The sequence below is a fragment of the Kangiella sp. M94 genome (assembly GCF_054926195.1).
Genome location: NZ_CM142903.1, coordinates 1,060,749 through 1,085,184, shown reverse-complemented (window position 1 = coordinate 1,085,184; position 24,436 = coordinate 1,060,749). Strand labels below are relative to the sequence as shown.

Below are 24,436 nucleotides of genomic sequence, written 5' to 3'. Positions count from 1 at the left end.
ATGAAAATAGAACAAATACACCACGTAGCCTATCGCTGTAAAGACGCCAAAGAAACGGTCGAGTTTTACACCAAAGTATTGAACATGGATTTTATTTTAGCGATTGCTGAAGACCGGGTCCCATCAACTAAAGAACCGGATCCTTACATGCACCTGTTCATGGATGCCGGCAACGGCAATATTCTGGCGTTCTTTGAATTACCAAATTCACCAGACATGGGCAAAGACCCTAATACCCCAGAGTGGGTGCAACACATTGCACTGCGCGTTAAGGATGAAGATGCTTTGATGGAAGCGAAAAAAGAAATCGAAGCGCATGGTATTAAAGTACTTGGCCCAACCAACCATGAGATTATCAAGTCTATTTATTTCTTTGATCCCAACGGTCACCGCTTAGAGCTGACCTGCGTGACTGCAACGGACGAGATGATGAAAAAGTTGGATGAAGTCAAATGGGACATGCTAGATGAATGGAGTCGCACTAAAAAAGCACCTAAGCATGCAGAATGGTTGCATAGCGAAGAGTTTGTAGAGGTATAGCATGACCGCATATCAAGCAAAAACACCTGACGAACAAGGCTTTGTCGCCTATACCAAAGAAGAAAATGGCACCTGGGAAATTCTTTATAAGCGGCAAATGGAGCTAATCAAAGGCCGAGCCTGCGATGCTTATATGGATGGCCTTGAGCGACTGCAAATGTCGAATAACAGCATTCCGCAGTTACCTGACATTAATCGCGTGTTGCGCAAAGAAACTGGCTGGGAAGTCGCTGCGGTTCCGGCCTTAATTCCTTTTGGTAAGTTCTTTGAGTTATTAGCCAATAAACAATTTCCTGCGGCAACCTTTATTCGAACTCGAGAAGAAATTGATTATTTACAGGAGCCGGACATATTCCATGAGATTTATGGCCACTGCCCGCTTCTGACTAATCCGGTGTTTGCTAAATTTGTCGAGAACTATGGCAAGCTCGGCTTAGCCGCTTCTAAACAGGAGCGCATCTACCTAGCTCGCGTGTTCTGGTTTACCGTTGAGTTCGGCTTAATTCAGCAGGCTGAAGATGATTTGAAAATCTATGGTGCAGGTATTTTGTCTTCGACTGAGGAAACGGTATATAGCCTGGAAAGTGAAAAGCCTGTGCGCAAACCTTTTGATGTGATGACTGCGCTTAGAACGCCTTATCGAATTGATATTCTGCAAACGACCTATTTCATCATTAAGCAATTTGAAGATATCTATAACATCATGGATAGCAATATTATCGAGCATATTCATGATGCGATTGAGTTAGGTGATTTTGCAGCTAACTTTCCTGCTAAATCATCTGATCCAAAGAGCGGCTTCAAAGAACAACACGACTGTTAACCACTGTAACCCAGCTCTCAAACTATGAAAATACCTGAACTACTGTCCCCTGCCGGGACATTAAGAAACATGCGTTACGCATTTGCCTATGGCGCAGATGCCGTTTATGCGGGACAACCCAGATACAGCTTAAGAGTCCGCAATAATGACTTTGGCCTGGACAATATTGCGATTGGCATTGAGGAAGCACATGCGCAGGGCAAGAAGTTTTATATTGCCAGCAATATTGCACCGCACAACAGTAAAATCAAAACCTTCATGAATGACATTAAGGAAGTCATCGCCTTAAAACCAGATGCATTAATCATGTCCGATCCGGGTCTGATTATGATGGTGCGAGAGGCTTATCCAGAACAGGAAGTGCATTTATCAGTTCAGGCTAATGCCACTAACTATGCCACCGTTAAGTTCTGGTATCAGCAAGGCATCAAGCGAGTCATTTTATCGCGCGAACTGTCGATTAAAGAAATCGAAGAAATCAAAACGCACTGTCCTGAGATGGAGCTGGAAGTGTTTGTGCACGGTGCACTGTGTATGGCCTATTCTGGCCGCTGTCTGCTTTCAGGATATTTCAACCATCGTGATCCCAATCAGGGGACTTGCACCAATGCCTGTCGCTGGAAATACGATTTACACGAAGCCACAGAAAATGAGTCTGGCGATATTATTGCAGTAAACCAATCAGAACCGGCCGTACAAACAGTCGATCCACAGTCAGTGTTTTTGCTGCAGGAAAAAGAACGTCCCGGCGAATACATGCCGATGTTTGAAGATGAGCATGGAACCTACATCATGAACTCTAAAGATTTACGTGCAGTGCAGCATGTGGATCAATTCACTCGTATGGGCATTGATTCTCTCAAAATCGAAGGTCGTACTAAATCCCACTATTACGTTGCCCGAACTGCTCAGGTCTATCGTCAAGCGATTGACGATGCTGTAGTAGGCAAACCTTTTAATATGACACTAATGGATGAACTGGAAAAATTGGCCCATCGTGGCTACACCGAAGGTTTTTATCGCCGCCATGTGCACGATGAGTATCAGAATTATGAGACGGGCAATTCAGTGCGTGACAGACAACTCTTTGTTGGCGAAATTAGTGACAAAAAAGACAACAGCATAACCGTTGAAGTCAAAAATCGTTTTGAAGTTGGCGATACGCTTGAACTGATGACGCCCAAAGGTAATCAGTATTTTCAGCTCAAAGACATGGAAAACATCAAGGGGCAAACAATGGATGTTGCGCCAGGTTCAGGTCATAAAGTGGTATTACAAATCCCAGACGGGGTCGATGTAGGAAACATTGACTCTATGTCGCTGCTAATGAGGAATTTGTAGGAACGAGGAATTTGTTACTCGTTCCGGGTAGGGGCGGACCTGCGTGTCCGCCCGCTTGTTTGTTGTGCGAATATCTCATTCGGGCGGACACATAGGTCCGCCCCTACGACTTTTGATGGCTATGGACAGAATCGCACATAAAGATGCATTAAAAATGCATTTATTGACATAAATCAAAGTCGTACTGGTTTATTGAGGTATCGTTACAATGAAAATAATATCATTGTGGAGCTGACTATGACTCATTTGACAAAAATATCGATCGCTGTTGCAGGTGCCCTATTGCTAGGTTCTAGCATCGTGCAAGCAGAAGAACCTAAAGAGCAAGCCAACAGTTTTGCCGAATCATTGGAAAATACTGATGTTAAGTGGCACTTACGCTACCGTCTGGAAGATGTTGACCAGGATAATGCATTGGAAGATGCAACGGCCTCTACCCTGCTGACTCGGATTACATTAGATACACAAACCTATAATGATTTCAGCTTCAAGTTTGAAGTGGATAATGTCAGCGCGGTAACCAACCGTGATGATTACAACAGCACATTAAATGGCAACATTAATTATTCTGTGGTTGCAGATCCTGAAGCAACCGAAATCAATCAGGCTGCACTAACTTACAGCGGCTTTGACAGCACCAAAGTGGTTGCTGGTCGTCAGCGTATAAACCTCGGCACGCAGCGCTTTGTCGGTGGCGTCGGCTGGCGTCAGAATGAGCAAACGTTTGATGGTGTATTAATCAACAACCGCTCGTTCGACAATGCCAATATCACCTATGCCTATGTGAATAACATTAATACTATTTTTGACGGCAATGTGGATACCCGCAGTCATTTCTTAAATTATGACTGGGCATTGTCTGACAGTATCGATCTCAACTTCTACGGTTACTTCCTGGATTTTAAAGAAACACCATTAAGTTCAACTAAAACGTTAGGTGCTCGATTTTCTTATGGTGGCACATCTGACTTACCACTATTTTTCAATGCGGAATACGCCAAACAGTCCGAGTACGAAGACAACCCTGCTGACTTAAGTACTGATTATCAATTGCTGGAGCTTGGCTACAAGTTACAGAACTGGACTTTTGCAGTTGGTCAGGAAGTTCTTGGCGGCGATGCCAATGTTTCAGGTCAGGCATTTCAAACACCTCTTGCAACAAAGCACAAATTCCAGGGCTGGGCAGATCAGTTTTTGGTAACGCCAGACGCAGGTATTGAAGACACTTACTTCAGTATCGGCACCAGTTTTGTCATGTCCAAAATAAGTATTGTTTATCATGACTTTCAGGCTGATGCGACAGGTCAGGACTACGGGTCGGAACTAGGCATTAACTACTCGACTAAAATTGATCAGAACTTAAGTTTTGTCGCAAAGCTGGCTGATTATTCTTCAGATGGACATTCAGTGGATACACGCAAGATTTGGTTAATGTTGGTGGCTAATTTCTAGTTACCAAATCACAAGACAATAATAGCCTCTTACTTTGGTTAAGTAGAGGCTAAAGTAAATAGAGAGAACTCATGATGGAAGCATTATTACTTAACAATTTAGCCCCTACCCTACGTAGAAACGCTCTGTTCAACTGTTTAAGCAGTGAGCAGTTAAATAAATTGCTTGCCATTAGTAAACTCAGTTACTTTAAGCCAAACAAACCAGTGATAAGTCAGGGGCAGGCAGCTAAATATTTCTTTCTGGTATTGGATGGTCAGGTAAAACTGCATTTGATTTCAACCGAGGGAAGAGAAAAAATCATCAAGTTCGTCAATAGTAATGATACTTTTGCCGAAGCACTGATGTTCCTGCAGAAAAAGTTCTATCCTATCAATGCCACCAGCACAAAGCGTAGCCAGATATTGGCCATACCGAGCGATTATTTTTATAGCCTCCTTCACGATAACAGTGACCTGGCGATGAAAATGCTCGGCAATATCTGCTTGAAGATGCGTGGACATATTAATGAAATTGAGATGCTAACCGTGCTTGATGCTTCGCAGCGTGTGGCACGCTTTGTCTACGACATGATGCCACATGATATTGAAGATGGGGGCACCTTCCAGATTAGTATTTCAAAGAAGTCAATCGCTGGAAAGCTATCTATCAGACCTGAAACCTTTTCACGACTATTGAAGAAGTTTGAGGATGAGAATGTCTTTTCATTCAGTAATGGCAAGGTCACAGTTTTACAGCGAGATCGATTATCAGAATATTATTTAGAATCCAGTGATGGAGTGGCAAGCTTGTAGCTATACTTACAAGCCATAATCAGTAAAAAATTTACTCAACCCATTTAAATTGTTCAAATAGAGGTTCTATTGCAGCGCATAGCTGTTGGCGGGTTTCTTTATCAATCATTGAGTAGGCAAACTCGTCACTGCGGAGACTTTCATCCAGGGTGTTTTTGTTACGGGCGATTTGTAGGTTATAGTTTTTGATGCCTTTAGCAGCTAAAGTTTCTGCAAGTTTTAATACCCTGTCTGGATTAGTTAGGTTCCAATGCACGGTTGTTCGACATTCGTAATCAACACCACTATCAAGTAGCATATCAAGGCTCTGCCAATTGGCCTGCGCTGCGCCATCGACTCGTATAATGGCATCACCAAACTCCGGCAAATCTTTAACATCAAAGCCCACCCAGTCAACATTAGGAAGGACAGATTTGAAGCGTTTTGGTGCTGAACCACCAGTGTGTAGCCCAATCTTGAATCCCATAGCTTTGACTGTTTCGATTGCCGGAACTAATGCTGATTGTAGTAACGGTTCGCCACCACTGAAGACTACGGCTTCTAACAGGCCTTGACGTTTTCTAAGAAAATTTACCAGCTCTTGCCAATCGTAAGACTGATCAGCCTTGGTCGGTATCAATTCAGGGTTATGGCAATAACGACAACGCCAGGCACACCCCTGGCAATAGACAACGCAGGATAAGTGATTGGGATAATCAATGGTAGTAAGGGGCGTTAAGCCCCCTACTCTTAAAGCAACATTAGATTCAATGTTACTGATAGTTTGAGCGACTTTGAGCATTAAGCACGCTCGTTAAAGTGTTGGCGCTCTTTATGTTCAGATTGCTTGCCTTTGTTAAAGGCTGACACCGGACGATGGTAGCCCATCACTCGGGTCCAAACTTCACACTTTTGACGATCTTGGTTGTTAAGTTGCATAGTAGGTTTCTCCTTTGTTGTTGAAACTGGTTTTAAAAGCTCTAGGTGATACTTTTGTGAATGGAACAAATTCACCAGTTCAGTATCCTGTAAATAAAATTCAAACATTAGCAGCACACCTTCTCGTTATTTTTGCCACCCGATTTCTGCACTAAGGTTTCATCGCACCGTGGGCAGTACTCGTGTTCACCCTCTAGGTAGCCATGCACAGGACATATCGAAAAGGTTGGCGTTATGGTGATATAAGGCAAGCGGAAGTTGGTTAATGTCTTGCGCACCATTTTCTTACAGGCTTCGGCACTTGAAATGCGCTCCCCCATGTAAAGGTGCAACACTGTACCGCCGGTATATTTGCTTTGCAGCTCATCCTGCAGCTCAAGTGCTTCGAATGCATCATCGGTATGGCCAACAGGCAACTGCGATGAGTTGGTGTAGTAAGGTGCGTCCTCATAACCCGCCTGAATAATATCTGAGTAACGCTTCTTATCCTCTTTGGCAAAGCGATAAGTGGTACCTTCTGCCGGAGTGGCTTCGAGGTTGTACAGGTGACCCGTTTCTTCCTGGTACTGCACCATGCGCGCACGAACATGATCGAGCAGTTCAATCGCCAGTGCATGACCCTCTTTCGACGTAATGTCATGCTCATTATTGGTAAAGTTGCGCACCATCTCATTGATACCATTAACACCAATGGTTGAGAAGTGATTGCGTAAGGTCCCTAAATAGCGCTTGGTATAAGGGAATAAATCACTGTCGATATAGTGCTGGATAACCTTGCGTTTTACTTCTAACGAATCTTTAGCCAATAACATTAGTTCATCCATGCGATCAAGCAATGCTTTCTTATCTCCTTTATAGAGGTATCCTAAACGTGCGCAGTTAATGGTTACCACACCCAGCGAACCTGTTTGTTCAGCAGAACCAAACAAACCGTTGCCACGTTTTAAGAGTTCGCGAAGGTCGAGCTGCAAACGGCAGCACATGGAGCGAACCATATTCGGCGATAGCTCTGAATTAATAAAGTTCTGGAAGTACGGCAAGCCATATTTAGCCGTCATCTCAAACAACAAGTCTGCATTTTCAGATTCCCAGTCAAAGTCCGGTGTGATGTTGTAAGTTGGAATGGGGAAAGTGAAAACACGTTTTTTAGCATCGCCTTCAATCATCACTTCAATATAAGCACGATTGATCATGTCCATTTCTTTCTTCAAATCGCCATAGGCAAAAGGCATTTCTTCACCAGCAATAATCGGGATCTGTTCGCGAAGATCTTCTGGGCAGACCCAGTCCAGTGTTATGTTGGTGAATGGTGTTTGCGTGCCCCAACGAGAAGGTACATTCAGGTTATAAATAAACTCCTGAATACACTGCTTAACATCCTCATATTTCATCGCATCTTTGCGCAGATAAGGCGCTAAGTAAGTATCAAATGAACTGAATGCCTGCGCACCGGCCCATTCGTTTTGCAAAGTTCCAAGGAAGTTCACCATCTGTCCGATTGCACTGGATAAGTGTTTCGGTGGACCGGAGTCAATTTTCCCCGGTACCCCATTTAAACCCTCATGCAGTAATGTTCTCAGCGACCAACCTGCACAGTAACCGGCGAGCATGTCCAGATCATGAACATGCAAGTCAGCATTACGGTGTGCCTGACCAATTTCAGGTTCATAAATATGATTGAGCCAATAATTGGCAATAACTTTTCCAGAAACATTGAGGATTAATCCACCCAATGAATAGCCCTGGTTGGCGTTAGCTTTTACCCGCCAATCCGAACCGGATAAATACTCTTCAACGGAAGATGTGATATCCAAAAATGTCTTTTTATTTTCACGAATAATTTTGTGTTTTTCGCGGTACAGAATATAGGCCTTCGCGGTGGCAAAATACTGATTTACCGCTAGACAATGCTCAACAATATCTTGCACCTGCTCTACCGTTGGTACCGTTAAATCGGTGAACCTGAAACTCAAAACGTCAATCACCTGACGGGTGAGTTTTTCTGCCTCATCAGCATCAAACTCTCCTGAAGCCTTACCAGCCTTTAACACTGCTTCATAAATTTTCGCACGCTCGAACTTGGCTTCCTTCAAATCCCGCTTTACAATCTTCAGTGGCATCGGTGCCTTTTCTATTTCTATACCCATATCGTTATCTCCATTGCTCTCTGCAAGTTGGCTTTCCGGCCATTACAGATTCAATATATTGTGTTTACGAGTTAGATTTAATCAATATGTGGTATTTCTATCCTTGATCTGGCTCAACTTAAAGCCATATTTTTTATATCTGTCGATTGATGTAGATCAATTAGCTTCTCCCCTTATAAACGTTACATTGTCTATCCAATTTCAGAGTCATTTTGAACGACAGGCTTATGGCGACAAACCAAAAACCTCTTGTATATTCATGCTCGGGTTGTTCCAACCTGGCGCAAACAGCAAACGAGCTGGCAGTCAGACTGAATAAGGAGCAGCGGGCTGAAATGTCATGCATTGCCGGCGTTGGCGGCAACATCCCCTCAATCGTTAGAAAAGCGAAATCAGGACGAAAGATCATTGTCATCGATGGATGTCATTTGGCCTGCGCCAAAGCCTGTTTGCACAATCACGCAGTGAAACCAGACAAGCACCTGGTGCTGACCGAATACGGCTACAAAAAACGCTATAACGAAGCAGTCTCGGAAGCAGCTATGAACAAATTATTGATTAAGGTAAGAATCATTGCAGATGAAATGTCACAAGAGTTTGTTGACGAAGTCTGAAATGACAAAAGAACCAGTAGTATAGTATGAAATCAGTAGAAACGCTTCTTGTTGATTATGATCAATACGCTCTATTACAAATCCCTCTACTCTGTTTAAAACATCTTAGGATAAAAGATTATGAATTTAGAGTTTTTAGCCCCTTATTTTTTAGGGCCTTACGGCGAGAACAATGACGTTTTCGAAAAGGTTCTAACAGAGCTATTGAGAGATCACATCTATTGGCGTCGAAATATTCATCCTGAAGACTTGCCAGCAATTTCTACATTTGCTTCACAATCTCCAGAGTATCAGGATGCTATTGCTAAAATGCGTACCGAGCTGCACAAGCTTACCGCTTCATTAAAACAGTCGGTGCCTTTTTTTAGTCCCCGCTATATTGGTCATATGTGCTCCGATTTAATGATGCCTGGACTAATAGCGCAAATAGTCACAACACTTTACAACCCTAATAATGTGTCTTTTGAAGCAGCCACCGTCACAGTAGACCTTGAGCTTAAAGTTGGCCAACAGTTTGCCGATATGTTTGGTTTTAATACAGACCCTGCCAAGTCACCCTGTGCCTGGGGACATTTAACTTCCGGTGGAACCGTGGCTAACTATGAAAGTTTATGGAATTTCAGAGCCGCAAAATATTACCCGCTGGCTCTTGCCGAAGCAGTAAAGTCATTAGAACTTAAACTGCCAAATAGTATTATTCTAAACGGCAAACTTGCAGATGCTAATTTATGGCAGTTAACCAACCTGTCTATTGATAATGTTTTAAACCTTAAGCACGAAACAGAGCAAGCTATCGCTGAAGCCTATCCTGAGCTAGGAGATAAGTTTAATGAGTGTGTTGAGCAACATCGTATCGAGACCGTTGGGCCTGCCTATTTCTACTCCAATCACTTAGGCCTGAAACAACCGTTAGTACTGGTGCCGGGTTCCGCTCACTATAGTTGGCAAAAAGGGATGCGCGTCATGGGCTTTGGCTCGGATCAACTGATCAAGATCCCAGTACATTCTAATATGCGTTTGGACATTGAAGCGCTGCGAAAAATACTCGATAACGCACTGAGTAAAAACATCCCCATTCTGGCTTGCGTTGGTATTTTAGGTACCACAGAATTCGGAACTGTCGATCCCATTCACAAGATTCTAGCGTTGCGTGATGAGTTCAGCGCTAAAGGTTTAGATTTCTATGTGCATGTGGATGCAGCATGGGGTGGTTATCTGGCCAGCATGTTCCGCGATGAAGACGGTTCAACCATAAGCCACAGTAAAGCAAAAAAAATGTTCAAGTACTTCCCTTCAAAAGAAGTCTTTAACTCAATTACCAGCATAAAAGACGTAGACTCGGTAACCATTGATCCACATAAGCTTGGTTACCTTCCATTTGGTTCAGGTGGTTTTATTAGCCGTAATCAGGATATTACCGACTTGCTGACTCAGGAAGCACCTTACGTGTTTGAAGAGGTTGCTCATTCAGTTGAAACACCAGCCACCAAGCAATTTGAAAAACTAGGGCAATATATCTTAGAAGGATCGAAGCCAGGCTCGGTCGCAGCAGCGAGTTATGTCACCAATCAGGTGTTACCCTTGAACTACAAAAATTTTGGTCGCGTGATTAGACAAAGCCTTAAAACGTCAGAATACTTTTTTGATAAATTATTAGAGCTTAAAGAAAAGGTTAAAGGACGAGCTAATCTCTGTTTGCCTTATACGCCAGATACTAATTTAATCTGCATCGTTATTAATCCAGTTGGCAATCAGTCAATCACTTATTTGAATGACTTTACCAAGAACATATATCAACACCTCAAAATATCACGAGACAGTTCGCCGAAGGATCGTGAGTTTATCGGTTCAAGTACGCAGATTATGCGCAAGAATATCAGTGACCATCATGCAAAAGAATTATGTGAGATGCTGGGACTGCAGGAAAAGTACTTTGTAAAAGAGGTACAAAACAGAACCTTAGAGAGTGATCGTATCATGTTGCTTCGTCACACCATCATGAATCCATGGCTGGCTAATGACACCAATGGAAATGACTATGTGGTGAAATATTGCGATTATCTTGAATCTTTGATTTTACGTTACTTAGATATTGAGTAGCTTAGATATCGAGTAGTTTTCTATAGTTCGAATATTGGTTTCCCCTGTTGTGAGATTGCGACCACCAGGGATGGTGGAAGTGCCAGAAATGATTGGAGCAATTTCTGGCCGCAAACAGATGATGATGCTAGTACCATTTCTTATATTTAAACCAAATCAAAAGCACAACCGCTAAAGCACCACAGAAAATCGAAACATACAGAAAGGCATTATCATCCTCAAGACCTGGCAATCCACCAATATTCATCCCCAAAGCACCAGTTAGGAACGTAAGTGGTAAGAAGATGGCTGAAATAATTGCCAGTACGTACAAACGGCTGTTTTGTTGATGTGCAATTCTGGCAAGGTACTCTTCCTGCAAGACGATGGTACGTTCACGGGTCAACTCAATGTCTTCTAGCAAGCGAGTAAACTTATCCAGATCATCTCTAATATTATCGAGATCCAGCTTGGTAATAATTGGGCTTTGGCTTCGATAAAGCTTCTCAAGAGCGTCCTTTTGTGGAGTTAAGTATCTTTTAATGGTGGCACTTTGGCGACGCAAGTGGCTAATTTGCGCATAAAACTCATCAAAGCCAATGCTGGCTAGAGTGTCCTCCTGTTTATCCAGATTAACGTCCAGCTCTTCGAAAAACTCCTCAACTCGAATAGCGAGTCTTTCAATCAGTAATGAAATGAACTCTCCACTGCTTTTAGGGCCCGCCCCCTGCTCCAAGGCTTTTTGAATATCTGTTATCGACCAGCTATGACGATTACAGCTGGTAATAATCATATCTTCGGTAACCCATAAACGAATCGAGATCATATCTTCAGGTTCAGAATCAGGATTAAGATTCACACCTCTTAGACACATTAAAATAGTACTATCTTCCATATAAAAACGCGGGCGGGTTTCAGCTCGCAACAGAATATCCTGAGCGATTTCGTCCACTCTAGGTTCCTGATCTAACCAATCTTTGGCTATTGGAGAAGTATAGTTGATGTGATGCCAGATTAAGGATTGACCAGACCGCTCAGTCTCAAGCGAGGCATTTTCCAGTAACCCACCTTTACGAGTCAGGTGCAGACTTGTGATCGGCGCATGAACAGTTTCGGTCATAGTAGTGTCCCCTAACCCTATTTCGAAGTCGTTTCTTTACTTTTCACAGAGGATCTCGTCTTGCTTTCTTTAGATTGGTCCTCTATAGATTTTGGCTGCTCCGAGGGTTGTAGCTTTTGCGCTAACTGCTTGGCTACGTCATCAGCAAAATGCAGATGAACATCTCTCTGAGGGAAGGCAATAACAATATTGTTTTCTTTTAATCGCTTGTCGATTTCGAAACGCACATCGCTTCTTATGGCTCGCAGTCCACGAATTGAACCAAGTGAAGCCCAGTACCATAAGTCAAAAACCAAGGAGCTATCACCGAAATCTTCGAAAACCACTTCCGGCTCGGGGTCGTCCAAAATTTCCGGATGCTCATTCATAATATCCATCGCAATTTCTTTGACTTTTTTTATATCACTACCATAAGCGACACCAACTTTTACAACGCTACGTATATTTTGATCGAGCAATGTCCAATTAATCAAATTTGACTGTAGCAAGGTGCTGTTTGGGATGACCATATGAGCGCCATCTATTCTTCGAATAATAGTTGAGCGATTTCCCACCTGAATAATCCGACCCAGCTGCCCTTCCATCTCAACCACATCATTAATTCTCACAGGTCGCTCCGACATCAATATCCAACCGCTGATGAAGTTATCCATTACATTTTTAGCGCCAAAACCAACACCAATTGCAACGGCACCTGAGATGAAAGCAAAAGCGGTTAAGGGAACCTTTAAAAAAGACAGGACAGTGACGACAATAATGCCAAGCATTACAAAGAACACCAGTCGTTGCACTACCACGACATTGTCATCACTAACATTCATCATCTTGAGTACTTTGCGGCCAATAAACTTAGCAACATAGCGACTGACCAGCCACGCAATAACCACAAACAATAAAGCCAGTAACAACTGCCATAAATTGATACTGCTTCCCTCTTTCAAGCTTATAAGAGGTTTGCTCATAATATCTTCAAACTTAGAGAGCGTACTCATTAACACTGGCATTAGTGGCATTTATACATCCTGAAACTCATAGTAACTTTCCCCTTTTTATTATATCTAATACAAAAAAGCCAGCATAAAGCTGGCCCTTTGCAATATAATGACGATTAATTTTTTAAAGCTTTCTTTTCAGCTACAATATTAGTTGCAAGCTCCGGCTTCTTTTGAATCATAATGAAGTCTGAGAGAATATTGCCAGCTTCTTTCTGGAATAAGTCTTTCTGATCCTCTTCTACAATTTCTGAAGCTTCATCAGTCAACTCATCCGACTCACTGTCCTCCTCATTGGCTAACTCATCAAGCGGTTCCAAGCCTTCCATTTTGCGGCGTAAATTTTCGCGCTGCAATCGAATCTCATCATTACGTTTGCGTTCACTGAGGCGCTTCTCATAATTTAAAGAAACTACTTTTGCGTCACGTTGCTCAGAAGCTCTGTCAATATCCTCTTCAAGGAACGAAAACTCCTGGTTATTCACTTTCCTTTGTTCATGCTGATATTTTAGGTATGGAATAAAACTATCCAGTGTATCCACTTTATTAAAGCTGGTTGTTTTTATAGTATCCCAGGCCAAAGCATTATCATAAGAGCCTTCGCCGTATTCACTACTGTCAAAAATTGTTGGGAACGCAATATCTGGCTTAACACCTTTGTTTTGCGTACTTGCACCGGTTACCCGATAAAATTTTTCCACTGTCAGCTTTAAAGCACCAGCTTGAATTTCAGGATTCCGAATAAATTGATTTAAGTCAGCGATACTTTGTACCGTACCTTTACCAAAGGTATTCTCACCGAGTACAATTCCGCGACCATAGTCTTGAATAGCTCCTGCAAAAATTTCAGAGGCACTCGCGGAACCTCCATTTACTAATACAGCAAGAGGACCATCATAAAGCACACTGGAATCAGTATCTTTAAGTACACGCAAGCGTCCGCGACTATCACGACCTTGAACCACGGGGCCTTTTTCAATAAATAGACCAACAAGGTTAACCACCTCGGTTAAAGAACCGCCACCATTGTTGCGAAGGTCTAAAACCAAGCCATCAATATCCTGCTTCTTAAGTTCTTTAAGTAGCTTTTCTACGTCTTTGGTTGTACTGGTTATCTCTTTACCATTACCATTTGAAGCAACTGATTCAGAGTAGAAGGAAGGTAATTCAATTACCCCCATCTTGAAGTCTTTATCGTATTGCTCAACTTGCATAACTTTTGACTTAGCTGCCTGGTCTTCAAGTTTGATTTCTTCTCGAACTAACTCAACCACTTTTGGCATACCATCACCGGATTTAGTGTATGGAATAATTTGCAGGCGAACAATCGTTCCAGCTTCGCCTCGAATCAAGTCAACCACATCATCATTGCGCCAGCCGATGACATCGACCATCTCACCCTTCTCGCCTTGACCAACACCAATGATTTTATCATTAGGGTGAACTTGACCTGACTTATCCGCTGGCCCTTTATTGACGATTGACACAATCTTGGTGAACATATCTTCCTGAGTTAATACTGCACCAATACCTTGCAGCTTCAGGCTCATATTGATAGCAAAATTCTCAAACTGTCGGGGGGTGTAGTAACTGGTATGAGGGTCAACGGCAGCACTCACAGAGTTCATGAAATAGCCAAATACATCTTCACTTTTGGTTTGTGATAAGCGACGAATGGCTGACTGATAACGCTTAGCCAACTTATCTTTAATTTCCTCATCCGTTTGCTCAGCAAGCTTTAAGTTTAATGCATCGTTAAGAACCCGTTTCTTCCAAATGGCATTCATTTCTTTCTCGTCTTTTGGCCAGGGAGCTTCGCGACGGTCATACTCGAACTCAGCATTACTATCGAAATCTAGTGGCTCTTTCAGCTGCTCCAAAGCAAACAAATAACGCTCACGAAAACGTTCTTCAAATAAGGCGAAGAAATTATAGGCCAACTCAATGCGGCCTGTCCTTAATGCATCATCAAACAGTGTTTCATAGTCATCAAGTTGCTCGATATCTTTTTGATAGAAATAACTTCGATTAGGATCGAGTGACTTCAAAAACTGTTTAAAGGCTTCTTTAGATAACTCATCATCAAAGTCTGGATGTTCATAATGGCGCTCAATCAATAAAAAAGAAACAATTCGCCCTGTTTCACGGAATTTTTCTTCTGGCTTTAAATTTAAACTGGCAGGCTCAGGAACAACAAAGGCTTCTTCCTTTGCTACAGGTTCCTTTTTAACCTCCTCCGCGTGAATGGTCAGCGGTAAGGTTAAGGCCAGTAATGTTAATAACCATTTATTTTTGTTCATCTAAATACCTTTAATGGGAAAGCTTTGTAGTAATGACTCTTCTCTAGACTAAAGGTTGCGTATATTTACGTAAATTACAAGCCGTAGAGTGTGTAAAAGTGTGTATCTATTAAAAAATTCTTTGAATATCAATGCCTAATAGCTCTATGCAAAACTAAGCCATTTGGTCCAGCTGCAGTCTCTGCGTCCTTTTGATTGCCGTATGCGCCTTCAAAAAACTGGATATCCCTGGCCGCATCATAATTTGACGCGGTAAAAACCTCGTCTGGATTTGATTGAGCCCCTCGAACGGGCACTTCGACTACCTCCGGCTTACCATGTAACTCATGACTCTCAATATAACGCTCTGCTTTTGTTCTTTGGTCAAAAATAGCTATATCCTGGTCGCCATCAAGTAAATGAGTTTCAATAACATATACTTTCATAAGACCTCCTTGGACTTAAACTAGGGCTTATCAGCCATAACAGGCTACTGTTTTCAGTGTAGCGCTCTGCTTTGTTTCTCACAAGTGAAGCATTAACAAGTACAGTAATTGTCGACAAATCTGACTAAAAATCACTCAAATTACTTTATAAGACGCACAAAAAAGGGCCTTGAAGGCCCTTTGGTAAACAGTAAAACCGAATTTGTTTTACATGAATGCCTGCAATCCAGTCTGTGCACGACCAAGGATTAAGGCATGAATATCATGCGTACCCTCATAGGTATTAACCGCTTCAAGGTTCATGGCATGACGAATTACATGGAATTCATCAGCGATACCGTTACCGCCATGCATATCACGCGCCATGCGAGCGATGTCGAGAGCTTTACCACAAGAGTTACGCTTAACCAGTGAAATCATTTCAGGCTTAAAGCGTTTCTCGTCAATCAAGCGCCCTACTCTTAAGGCACCTTGCAGACCCAAACTAATCTCAGTTTGCATATCAGCCAGCTTCTTCTGGAATAATTGCATTGAAGCTAATGGCTTGTTGAACTGCTTACGATCTAAACCGTATTGACGCGCGGCGTGCCAGCAAAACTCTGCAGCACCCAGTGCACCCCAGGAAATACCGTAACGGGCAACATTCAAACAACCGAATGGACCTTTAAGACCTTTAATCTCAGGGAATTTATTTTCTTCTGGAACAAACACATTATCCATCACAATTTCGCCGGTAATAGAAGCGCGTAATGCGAACTTACCTTCGATCTTCGGTGCTGACAAACCTTCCATGCCCTTTTCCAGAATAAAGCCGCGGATTTCGCCTTCGTCGTCCTTTCCCCAGACAATAAATACGTCAGCGATTGGCGAGTTAGTAATCCACATCTTATTACCGGTTAAACGATAACCACCATCAACCTTTTTAGCGCGAGTTTTCATGCTGGCTGGATCTGACCCTGAATCAGGTTCGGTCAAACCAAAACAGCCTACCCACTCACCTGTTGCTAGCTTTGGCAGGAACTTTTCTTTTTGTGCTTCGGTGCCATAAGCATTAATTGGATGCATCACCAAGCTGGATTGAACCGACAAAGCAGAACGATAACCAGAATCCACACGCTCAACCTCGCGCGCCACCAGGCCATAGGCAACATAAGAGGCGCCTGCACAACCGTAACCATCAATGGTTGAACCAAGCAAACCTAGCTCACCTAGCTCGGTCATGATCTCGCGATCGAAAATTTCGTGGCGATTGGCTTCTAAAACGCGAGGCATCAGTCTTTCCTGACAATAATCGCGCGCAGCATCACGGATCATTCGTTCTTCTTCCGTTAACTGCTCATCAAGTAAAAGGATATCGTCCCAGTGGTCAAGTAATGCTTTAGACATGATAAAATCTGTATGGTTATAGGTAAAAATTGAAGCACCGAATATACGCAATCTGGCATAAATTAACCAGTGGTTATATACACATCTGACCAGAAAAGTTAAGAAAAGTGCCCATTCCTTGGGCTAGATCAATCCTTTGCGTTTGAAGGGTAGAGAGTTATAGAACGCTATAGAAGCGAGTGATGGCCACAGTAAAAGCAGCACGAGTCATCACTTCACTAGGTTCGAAGTGAGCATGGATCGTTGGCTCCAAATCAAACATTCCCTGAGTTACAGAAAAGCGTGCATTCAGAATACCTAAATCAAGAGCTAACTGAACATAGCCTTTTAACTCTTGAGGAATCATGTTCTGATCTTCAAGTACCACTCTGTCAGCACCAAATATCGCCGTAATGTCACCTGAGAATGTATTAGCCAGTTCTTCCAAACCAAGTGACTGGACTAGTGAATAAGCCACATCCAATTTGCTGACACCCGCGTTAGGATTAAACATATTGCCATTGGCTGTCATAACAGAAGCCGTTACTTGCGCTCTATCGCGTAGTGGAGAACCCTTCTGGGTCACTGCATTGATAGCCGAAGTATCTTCGGTAACGTCGATATACTGCTGGCTATCGCCTGCATTTGATTGGCGTATACCTGCTCCAAGCGTTAAATAGTCAGCCATTTGCGAACGAGAAATAACTTCATCAGGAGCAAAGCCGTCAGACAAAGCATCGACTAACTGTTCGCTAACAGCGGTTTCGATAAATGCCTGTGCTGGATGACCAACAACGTCGTTCAAGCCAACAAAGCCATCGGTACGGGTAATTTTAACAACTGCATCAATCTCACCCGGTAATGCGTAGCCATTAGTCACGTTAGCAGGATCCACATCAACGCCTGACACACCGCCAATACCGTTAGCACGTAACGTCCAGGTTCCCTCTTCTGCTGGAGCAGTGACAGCAATATTCTGACCTAGGACAGGTAGTGCAATACTGGAGCCATAGCGTTTACCGCTTGGACTGGTTAATGACATTCCCACTGTGTTATCAGCAACGTTGGCACGAACCATCAACAATGAAGCTTCATTGTTAACTTCAAAGGTAACACCTTCATTTTCACCCACCGGGCTAAATGGAACCACTATGTCGAACTCGCCGGCGATTGAAGTCTGAGCAGCTGCATTGAATTCACGCTGGATCTTGGTGGTTTCACCGAAACTTTTAGACTCATCAAGCACCGCCTTAACCGCAGCGTAAGCATTGACGTAACCGGCACCACTTTCCCATGGCTCAAGCCCAGGCATATTAGTCGCTGTATCTTGCATGATACGTTTCACTTCACGCCATGTAAGGTTCGGATTTGCTTCTAACATCAAGGCGACAATACCCGATGCATGCGGAGCAGCCATCGAGGTACCACTCATCACTGTGTAATAAGGTACATGATTAGCATCCATCACTTCGCTGTCTGAAGTAACGCTCAAAGCACTCAAGCTTGATAAGGATGCACGAGCTGAAATCACATCAACACCTGGCGCTGTAATGGTTGGGCGGTCTTCCCAAGTGAAAGTTTCACCATCAACCACCGCTTGACCACTCTTGCCTTTAACGCCGCGTGAACTGAAGTCTGCCAGATCGCCTTGCTTATCCCCCGCAGCCACCGTAATCACCCATGGAGCTTTTTTGAAGTTACCGGTAATGGTCGCTTCGCCTGAACCGGAATTACCAGCAGAGAAAACAACAATAACGCCATTATCACTCAAAGCTTTGGTTGCAACGTTCGTTGGATCATCTGGATTAAAATCCGTACCCGTGTCGCTTGTATTACCAAAGGAATTGGAAATAACACGGATGTTATACTCAAATTGGTGCGTTAAGGCATAGTCAAAACCGCCAAGAGTATCCAGAATGAACAGGCCCGCACCGGAACCATAACCAATTAGTTTTGCACCAGGAGCAACCCCCTGATAAAGGCCACTAGACATGGCACCGTTACCACCAATAATACCGGCAACGTGTGAACCGTGACCGCCACCAATATCAGTGTTAGCAACGTCTTCCTGATAAGTGATCGGAAGAATGCCTGATAGTGAATTAAGATTAACCTGTGCTAAAACATTTTGCGTCACATGGTTAGGATATTTGATATCACTATGGGTGCCATCAACACCAGAGTCGTTAATTACGACCCCGATACCACGGCCCGAATATGGCATACCAAGATTGCGCATTGACTGATCATCGCGCAAACGATCAACACCAGTCAGTTCTGTTGAACCATCATTTTCAAGCGTTAAAGGAGCGTTGTACCAGACTGAGCGTACATCGTCGCGAGCATAGATAGCATCAATCTGCTGCTTGGTTGCCGTGATACCCACCATTGGTAAACTGTTAAAGCTGACACCGCTATTTACACCTAAACTTTCTAAAGCTTGCAGTTGTGACAAGGAAGCAGGCTCATAGCCTTCAAAAGTGACAATTACTTCAAACGCTTCTTGCTCAGTTGCATCAGATAACAAATCAGTTAGTTGTGGACCAATCGATTTAGCGTGACCGGCCATTGCAGATAAACCTAAACCCGCTGCTAACAAAGCACCGTAAATAGGTTTTGTTTTTAAGTTGAATTTACTCATGTTAAGAAACCCCCATTGGATTGAGAGCCTGAGCATCGCATGAAACTAAGAAAAGAATAATTAGGGAAATCCCCTAGTCGGGATTAGGAATGCTACCTGTCAGTTACTTCAAGGTACTGCAGGGAAAATCGATTAAACCAGCAAATTATGTTTTGCTGCGTAGCGAACTAGTTCGGCAGTATTGGACACGCCCAGTTTTTCCAGCACTTTGCCACGGTGGTTTTCCGCAGTTTTAACGCTGATATCCAGCGCTCGGGCAATATCTTTAGTAGTTTTACCATCAACCACCAGATGAAACACTTCGCGCTCCCGCTGGGTCAAATTTTTATAAGGGTCTTGCCACTCTTGATCGGGTTGAGAGTACTGGGTTGCCAGCACACTGGCAGCGTATTGACTGTAATAAGTTTTACCGCTGGCCAATGCTTTGACCGCGTCAATCAATTCTTCGCTGGCGCTGTCTTTTAATAAGTAACCTGATGCTCCGGCCCTGACCATATGAATCACATATTCCTGTTCTTCATGCATGGTCAGCACCAGAATTTTACACTCAGGCAGTTTGTCATGAATTCGTTTCACAACCTCCATGCCATTCAGTTCGGGCATCGAAATATCAATGACCGCCACCTGTGGCCTGGTTTCAAGTGCTTTTTCCACTGCCTCAAGACCATTGGATGCTTCAGCAACCACTGTGCAGTCAGAGTCTTTGCTCAATAAGCTGACCAACCCTTGTCTTAAAATGGTGTGGTCATCGGCTAACATTACTCTAATCATACAGAGCTATCTCCATTGCCAATTGCACCGGTGATTATTACTTTGATTTCGCAACCTTCATTCGGCTTTGATTCAACCATCAACTGCCCGCCAAACGCTGCTACTCGATCACGCATGGCTGACAGACCGAAGCCATCGACAGACTCAGATAATTCTTTTGTCATTCCTACACCATTATCCTTAATCTTAATAACCAGCATTCGCTCTGTTGCAATAACCGTAATGTCTATGTGTGTTGCTTGAGCGTGCTTAATGGCATTGGTTATGGCTTCCTGTACCACTCGAAAAACCAAGGTCTGAGTTTCATCATCCAGGCCGACTGATAACTGTTCATGCAGCTCTATCTCGATAGAGTTTTTTTCACCCATAACGCGCGTCAACCATTGCAAAGCGGGTATTAAACCCAAATCATCCAGTATTCGAGGGCGCATTAATCGCGATATTTCTCGCGTATCGCTCAGTGCCTGTTTTGCCAGGTTTAAGGCTTCATCAAGCTCTTTTGGATCTGGCTGACCCTCTTTGTGCATTTGTTGCAGCTGATTGATTAATGCGGTTAACAGTTGTCCTACACCATCGTGCAACTCACGAGCTATATGCTTTCTTTCGTCTTCTTGAACACGCCACACGCGCTTTGCCAAAGTGCGCATTTGCTGATTGCCACTAAGAAGTTCCTGGGCAATCTTTTGCTGCTTCTGGTTAAGCTCATTAACCAGTTCTGAAATATCTTTTTCGCTATTCATCATTCACACCGAGCTCCATTAAGTTATCATCGAAAGCAACAATATTTTGTTGTTCTATAAATACCGAACGAGAGTCTTCCGGTAGTTGCTGTAACAGATGATTCAGTTGTTGTTGTGCTCGTTGACGATATAACTTTGGCGATTCACCTGACTGCTCAACCAATAACGCGCGTAGGCGGTTCAGCTGAAAACTTCTCCAGTAGTCCCCCATTCTGCGCATCAGTTGATCAGCCTGGTTCAAAGATAGTTCTAACTGTTCCCACTCATTATTAACATAGAAATAAGCGCCTTCTAACTCTAGCAAATACATATGCTCATACTGATGAAGCGCCATATCATACAAACGTATTTTCCTGGCCAGTTCAGGAAAATCTTCAGTATTGGACTTTAAAGAACGCTGGGCCTGATCGAGCAAATACCTCAATTTCGTAGCATCGGGAATATTAGTTCTATCAAACATATCAACTAGGTACTGTTCAGAGTCAGGCACTTCATCAGAACGCAATGCTAACGTTTTATAATAAAACTGTTGCTCAATACTGCCTTTATCAATGACTAAGTCGCTGATTGACTCAAGTTGCTGTTGAAGTGAATCAGGATTGCCGGTCAAAGAATGCCAGTCTGCCAGCCATAAGCCAAACTCAATCACCCCGCGAATGTCATTACGCTCTTGCACCTGCTGGTAAAGTGATTCGAGCTTCGGCAGACTTTGTGCAAAATTTCCTTGTAAAAAGCTCAGCTTCGCTAGATAAGCTTCTGCGACCAGTGTTTCTTCGAGCAGCCCTAGCTGCTTAGAATCTTCGAGTGCTTTTTCAAAGATAAAATATGCACTTCTCCAGTTGCCCATGGCTAACTCCATTTGCCCCAGGTTTTCACGAACTCTAATAACCCCCACGGGATCTTGAACTTTCTGATAAGACTGCTCTGCTTGTTGCCAAAAAACTAATGCATTTTCCGGGTTTGACAGCAAATAATAGATAAAGCCAATATTATTCATGCTCTCAGCTTTTAACCACTCATCCCCGAGATTGATGCGCAGAGTTAATGCCTGGCGATAATTCTCAAGGGCTGTTTCATATAATCCCTGCTCCTCTGCTAAAACTCCTAGCTCATTGTAAGCATTAGCCTCACCCTCAATATCATTTAAGGATTCATAGACAGCTAAGCTTTGCTCTAGATACTCCGTCGCTTCGTCATGCTGCCCCTGAATGGAGTGTACTGTGGCCAAATTGGACATACTGGTTGCCATCCCATTTTGATCATTGGCCAGTCTACGTTTGTGTAATCCCTGCAGATAATAATCTTGTGCCAACTCCAGGTTTCCTAAGCGCTGGTAAGCAACTCCCATTGCATTGAGCACATCACCTTCAAACTTAATATCCTTCAACTTCTTGGCAATGACTAACGCTTTGACCAGATAATCATCTACCGCTGTTTGCGCATCTCCTGACCAGATTGATACCTTGGCTAATTCAAACCATGCACTTGGATGATTAGGGTCGAGCTGGACCACCTGCTGTAGCGTCTGTTCGGCTTTTGGAAATTGCTGGGTATTGATATAAAGCTCTGCCAGTGAAAACTTAAGCTCGATATTTAGCGGATACTGATCAATTAGATCGCTATAAACCTGCTCAGCTTGATCAAATTTTTCGGCCAATTCATTGAGTATTGCAGTAGCTCTCAAATGGATGAAACTTTGCGGAGGACTCAAAGATTGTGATTTGGCGAAGGCTTCTTCCGCTTGTTGCAGATCACCAGAATTCAAATAAACTTGCCCAAGTTCAAACCAGAGGTGTTCAGAGTCAGGTTGCTTAATAATCAAATCATTGAGCGCTGTTGCCGCTTGCTGCCACTGACCTTGTTTGATCAATTCCTGAACACCACTCTGTAAAATAAAGCCTTCACTAGTCTCTTCAGATACGTCCAGAGTAATTCTTAATGCCTGATTCAGATCGGTAACCAATTGACGAACGTTTGAATCAGCAGAATCTTCAAGAAGTACAATTTCAGAAACGGTACTTCTGCTGATGGTATTGCCAGAAACTGACAGCAATTCCAACACCAGAGTGCTCTGTTCACTACCGGTCGGAATAAGTTTTGCATTAATCATCTTATTCACTTTAAGAAGATCAGCAAGCAACAGTAACTGATTGTCATTGGGAGCTTCCTGATAACCAAGTAGATCTAAAGTTTGCAAAACACGTTCGTTATTAACCAATCTAAGTTCGGAGTTCTGTGCTAATTGGTAATTAAGATAATCAGGTATACCATATCGCACCCAGTCATCGACTGATTGGCCACCTATTTGGCTTTCAAATGGCAAAATGGCCAAGGATGTGTGTGGAGCACTCGGTGGATTTTGAGTTTGATAACGCCACCAGAATAAAACGGCAAGAATTAAAAGAATAGCAACTGCTATCCAGGCAAATTGTTTAGCACTTTTAGATTTTGGCGGCTGCTTTATCAGAAGATGATCAACGGCTTGCTGTAAGTCTTCCGCTGTTTGAAAACGTGAATGTGTGTATGCTGATATGAGTTTTAAAATGACCGGCTTAAACTTCTTTAACTCTTTATTAGTTACCGGAAAAGAATCAACTCCTTGAAGCTTTTGCTTAACTAAAGCATCGAGAGTGTTTGCATCAAAAGGTAAGCGACCACAAAGCATTTGATAAAAAATAACGCCCACCGCATAAATATCTATGGAGCTATGAACATCATTTTTTTGTAGATATTCGGGCGGTAAATAATAGGGAGTACCGCTGATGATTCCTTCGCTTCGCGCATCTGACAAGACGGCTAAGCCAAAGTCAGCCAGGTAAAGCTGGTCGTTATTATCAATTAGCAGGTTTTCTGGTTTGATATCACGATGATGAATTTTATGGTTTTCTGCAAAGCTCAAGGCACTGATCGTTTGGTTAAGATACGACTCGATTTGCTGTTCTGTAAAAGACTCCCCCTTCTTATTCTGCTGTCGCAATTTTTGCTCAAGACTTTCGCCTTCGATCCAGTCCATAGTAAAAAAATGAAGTTCCCGATCAGAATAATATTCATGAACACGAACGATGTTCGGATGAGAGAGCTGTCTGAGAAGTAGGATCTCTTTTTTGAAATCAGCAAGAGCCTGCTGGTTTTTTGATATGGTGGGGTGTAAAACTTTGAGCGCGACCAGTACGTCGAGCTGCAAGTCTTTTACTTTGTAGACAGCACCAAAGCGGCCTACACCTTGTAGCTTTTCTACTTGGAAACGTCCAGCCAGAAGGGTTCCAGTTTCAAGAGTTTCAAAGTCTTCAATTACTTGAGTCTTTGATAAGTCCCCAGAATCATTATGGCTTTGCTTCGGGTCATCATTCACCATTGAAGCTTAACCTTATAGT

The 24,436-nt window shown here is 43.1% G+C and carries 19 protein-coding genes; 7 read left to right on the top strand and 12 right to left on the bottom strand.

What is annotated here, in order from left to right; all coding sequences use genetic code 11:
• From ACYTXU_RS04875 to ACYTXU_RS04855, 5 genes are all read left to right on the top strand, one after another.
• Nucleotides 1–540 carry a VOC family protein gene (locus ACYTXU_RS04875; RefSeq protein ID WP_462208799.1) on the top strand — a complete coding sequence of 180 codons (540 nt, stop codon included), beginning with the start codon at nt 1–3 and terminating at the stop codon, nt 538–540.
• 1 nt (nt 541) lies between these two features.
• A complete protein-coding gene (phhA, locus tag ACYTXU_RS04870) occupies nt 542–1,363 on the top strand; it encodes a phenylalanine 4-monooxygenase (protein WP_462208798.1) in 822 nt (273 codons plus the stop codon).
• A gap of 24 nt (nt 1,364–1,387) precedes the next feature.
• On the top strand, nt 1,388–2,704 hold the full coding sequence (gene trhP / locus ACYTXU_RS04865) for a prephenate-dependent tRNA uridine(34) hydroxylase TrhP (protein WP_462208796.1): 1,317 nt from the start codon (nt 1,388–1,390) through the stop codon (nt 2,702–2,704).
• A 237-nt stretch (nt 2,705–2,941) separates the two neighbouring features.
• Nucleotides 2,942–4,156, top strand: a complete 1,215-nt coding sequence (locus tag ACYTXU_RS04860; RefSeq protein ID WP_462208795.1) for an alginate export family protein — start codon at nt 2,942–2,944, stop codon at nt 4,154–4,156.
• 71 nt (nt 4,157–4,227) lie between these two features.
• Nucleotides 4,228–4,950, top strand: a complete 723-nt coding sequence (locus ACYTXU_RS04855; protein ID WP_462208793.1) for a Crp/Fnr family transcriptional regulator — start codon at nt 4,228–4,230, stop codon at nt 4,948–4,950.
• 31 nt (nt 4,951–4,981) lie between these two features.
• Here the strand turns inward: ACYTXU_RS04855 and ACYTXU_RS04850 are convergent, their stop codons facing one another.
• The 3 genes from ACYTXU_RS04850 to ACYTXU_RS04840 form a co-directional block, all read right to left on the bottom strand.
• A complete protein-coding gene (locus ACYTXU_RS04850; RefSeq protein ID WP_462208791.1) occupies nt 4,982–5,731 on the bottom strand; it encodes an anaerobic ribonucleoside-triphosphate reductase activating protein in 750 nt (249 codons plus the stop codon).
• Nucleotides 5,731–5,868, bottom strand: a complete 138-nt coding sequence (nrdD, locus tag ACYTXU_RS04845; RefSeq protein ID WP_462208790.1) for an anaerobic ribonucleoside-triphosphate reductase — start codon at nt 5,866–5,868, stop codon at nt 5,731–5,733. The genes ACYTXU_RS04850 and nrdD overlap by 1 nt, the downstream gene beginning before the upstream one ends.
• Before the next feature lie 107 nt (nt 5,869–5,975).
• Nucleotides 5,976–8,015 (bottom strand): ribonucleoside triphosphate reductase, encoded by a 2,040-nt coding sequence (locus ACYTXU_RS04840; protein WP_462208788.1) that lies wholly within the window; start codon nt 8,013–8,015, stop codon nt 5,976–5,978.
• 227 nt (nt 8,016–8,242) lie between these two features.
• On the opposite strand from ACYTXU_RS04840, the gene ACYTXU_RS04835 reads away from it, so the two are divergent.
• Nucleotides 8,243–8,629, top strand: a complete 387-nt coding sequence (locus ACYTXU_RS04835) for a putative zinc-binding protein (protein WP_462208786.1) — start codon at nt 8,243–8,245, stop codon at nt 8,627–8,629.
• 120 nt (nt 8,630–8,749) lie between these two features.
• A complete protein-coding gene (locus ACYTXU_RS04830) occupies nt 8,750–10,729 on the top strand; it encodes a pyridoxal phosphate-dependent decarboxylase family protein (RefSeq protein WP_462208785.1) in 1,980 nt (659 codons plus the stop codon).
• 127 nt (nt 10,730–10,856) lie between these two features.
• Here ACYTXU_RS04830 and ACYTXU_RS04825 read toward each other — a convergent pair whose 3' ends face one another.
• The 9 genes from ACYTXU_RS04825 to ACYTXU_RS04785 all read right to left on the bottom strand — a co-directional run bounded on the left by ACYTXU_RS04825 (nt 10,857) and on the right by ACYTXU_RS04785 (nt 24,417).
• Complete coding sequence (locus ACYTXU_RS04825; RefSeq protein WP_462208783.1) at nt 10,857–11,828, bottom strand: zinc transporter ZntB; 972 nt, start codon at nt 11,826–11,828, stop codon at nt 10,857–10,859.
• A gap of 17 nt (nt 11,829–11,845) precedes the next feature.
• Nucleotides 11,846–12,841 carry a mechanosensitive ion channel family protein gene (locus tag ACYTXU_RS04820; RefSeq protein ID WP_462208781.1) on the bottom strand — a complete coding sequence of 332 codons (996 nt, stop codon included), beginning with the start codon at nt 12,839–12,841 and terminating at the stop codon, nt 11,846–11,848.
• Between the two features lie 95 nt (nt 12,842–12,936).
• Entirely contained in the window at nt 12,937–15,120 is a 2,184-nt protein-coding gene (locus ACYTXU_RS04815) for a carboxy terminal-processing peptidase (RefSeq protein ID WP_462208779.1), read from the bottom strand.
• Nucleotides 15,121–15,248: 128 nt separating this feature from the next.
• Nucleotides 15,249–15,545: a hypothetical protein gene (locus ACYTXU_RS04810; protein WP_462208778.1), complete on the bottom strand. Its 297-nt coding sequence runs from the start codon at nt 15,543–15,545 to the stop codon at nt 15,249–15,251.
• Nucleotides 15,546–15,752: 207 nt separating this feature from the next.
• Nucleotides 15,753–16,931, bottom strand: a complete 1,179-nt coding sequence (locus tag ACYTXU_RS04805; RefSeq protein ID WP_012801140.1) for an acyl-CoA dehydrogenase — start codon at nt 16,929–16,931, stop codon at nt 15,753–15,755.
• A 157-nt stretch (nt 16,932–17,088) separates the two neighbouring features.
• Nucleotides 17,089–19,551 (bottom strand): S8 family serine peptidase, encoded by a 2,463-nt coding sequence (locus ACYTXU_RS04800; protein WP_462208776.1) that lies wholly within the window; start codon nt 19,549–19,551, stop codon nt 17,089–17,091.
• A 132-nt stretch (nt 19,552–19,683) separates the two neighbouring features.
• A complete protein-coding gene (locus tag ACYTXU_RS04795; protein ID WP_462208774.1) occupies nt 19,684–20,322 on the bottom strand; it encodes a response regulator transcription factor in 639 nt (212 codons plus the stop codon).
• A complete protein-coding gene (locus ACYTXU_RS04790) occupies nt 20,319–21,065 on the bottom strand; it encodes a sensor histidine kinase (protein ID WP_462208772.1) in 747 nt (248 codons plus the stop codon). Before ACYTXU_RS04790 ends, ACYTXU_RS04795 begins: the two co-directional genes overlap by 4 nt.
• A complete protein-coding gene (locus ACYTXU_RS04785) occupies nt 21,055–24,417 on the bottom strand; it encodes a protein kinase domain-containing protein (RefSeq protein ID WP_462208770.1) in 3,363 nt (1,120 codons plus the stop codon). The genes ACYTXU_RS04790 and ACYTXU_RS04785 overlap by 11 nt, the downstream gene beginning before the upstream one ends.
• Between the last annotated feature and the right edge of the window lie 19 nt (nt 24,418–24,436).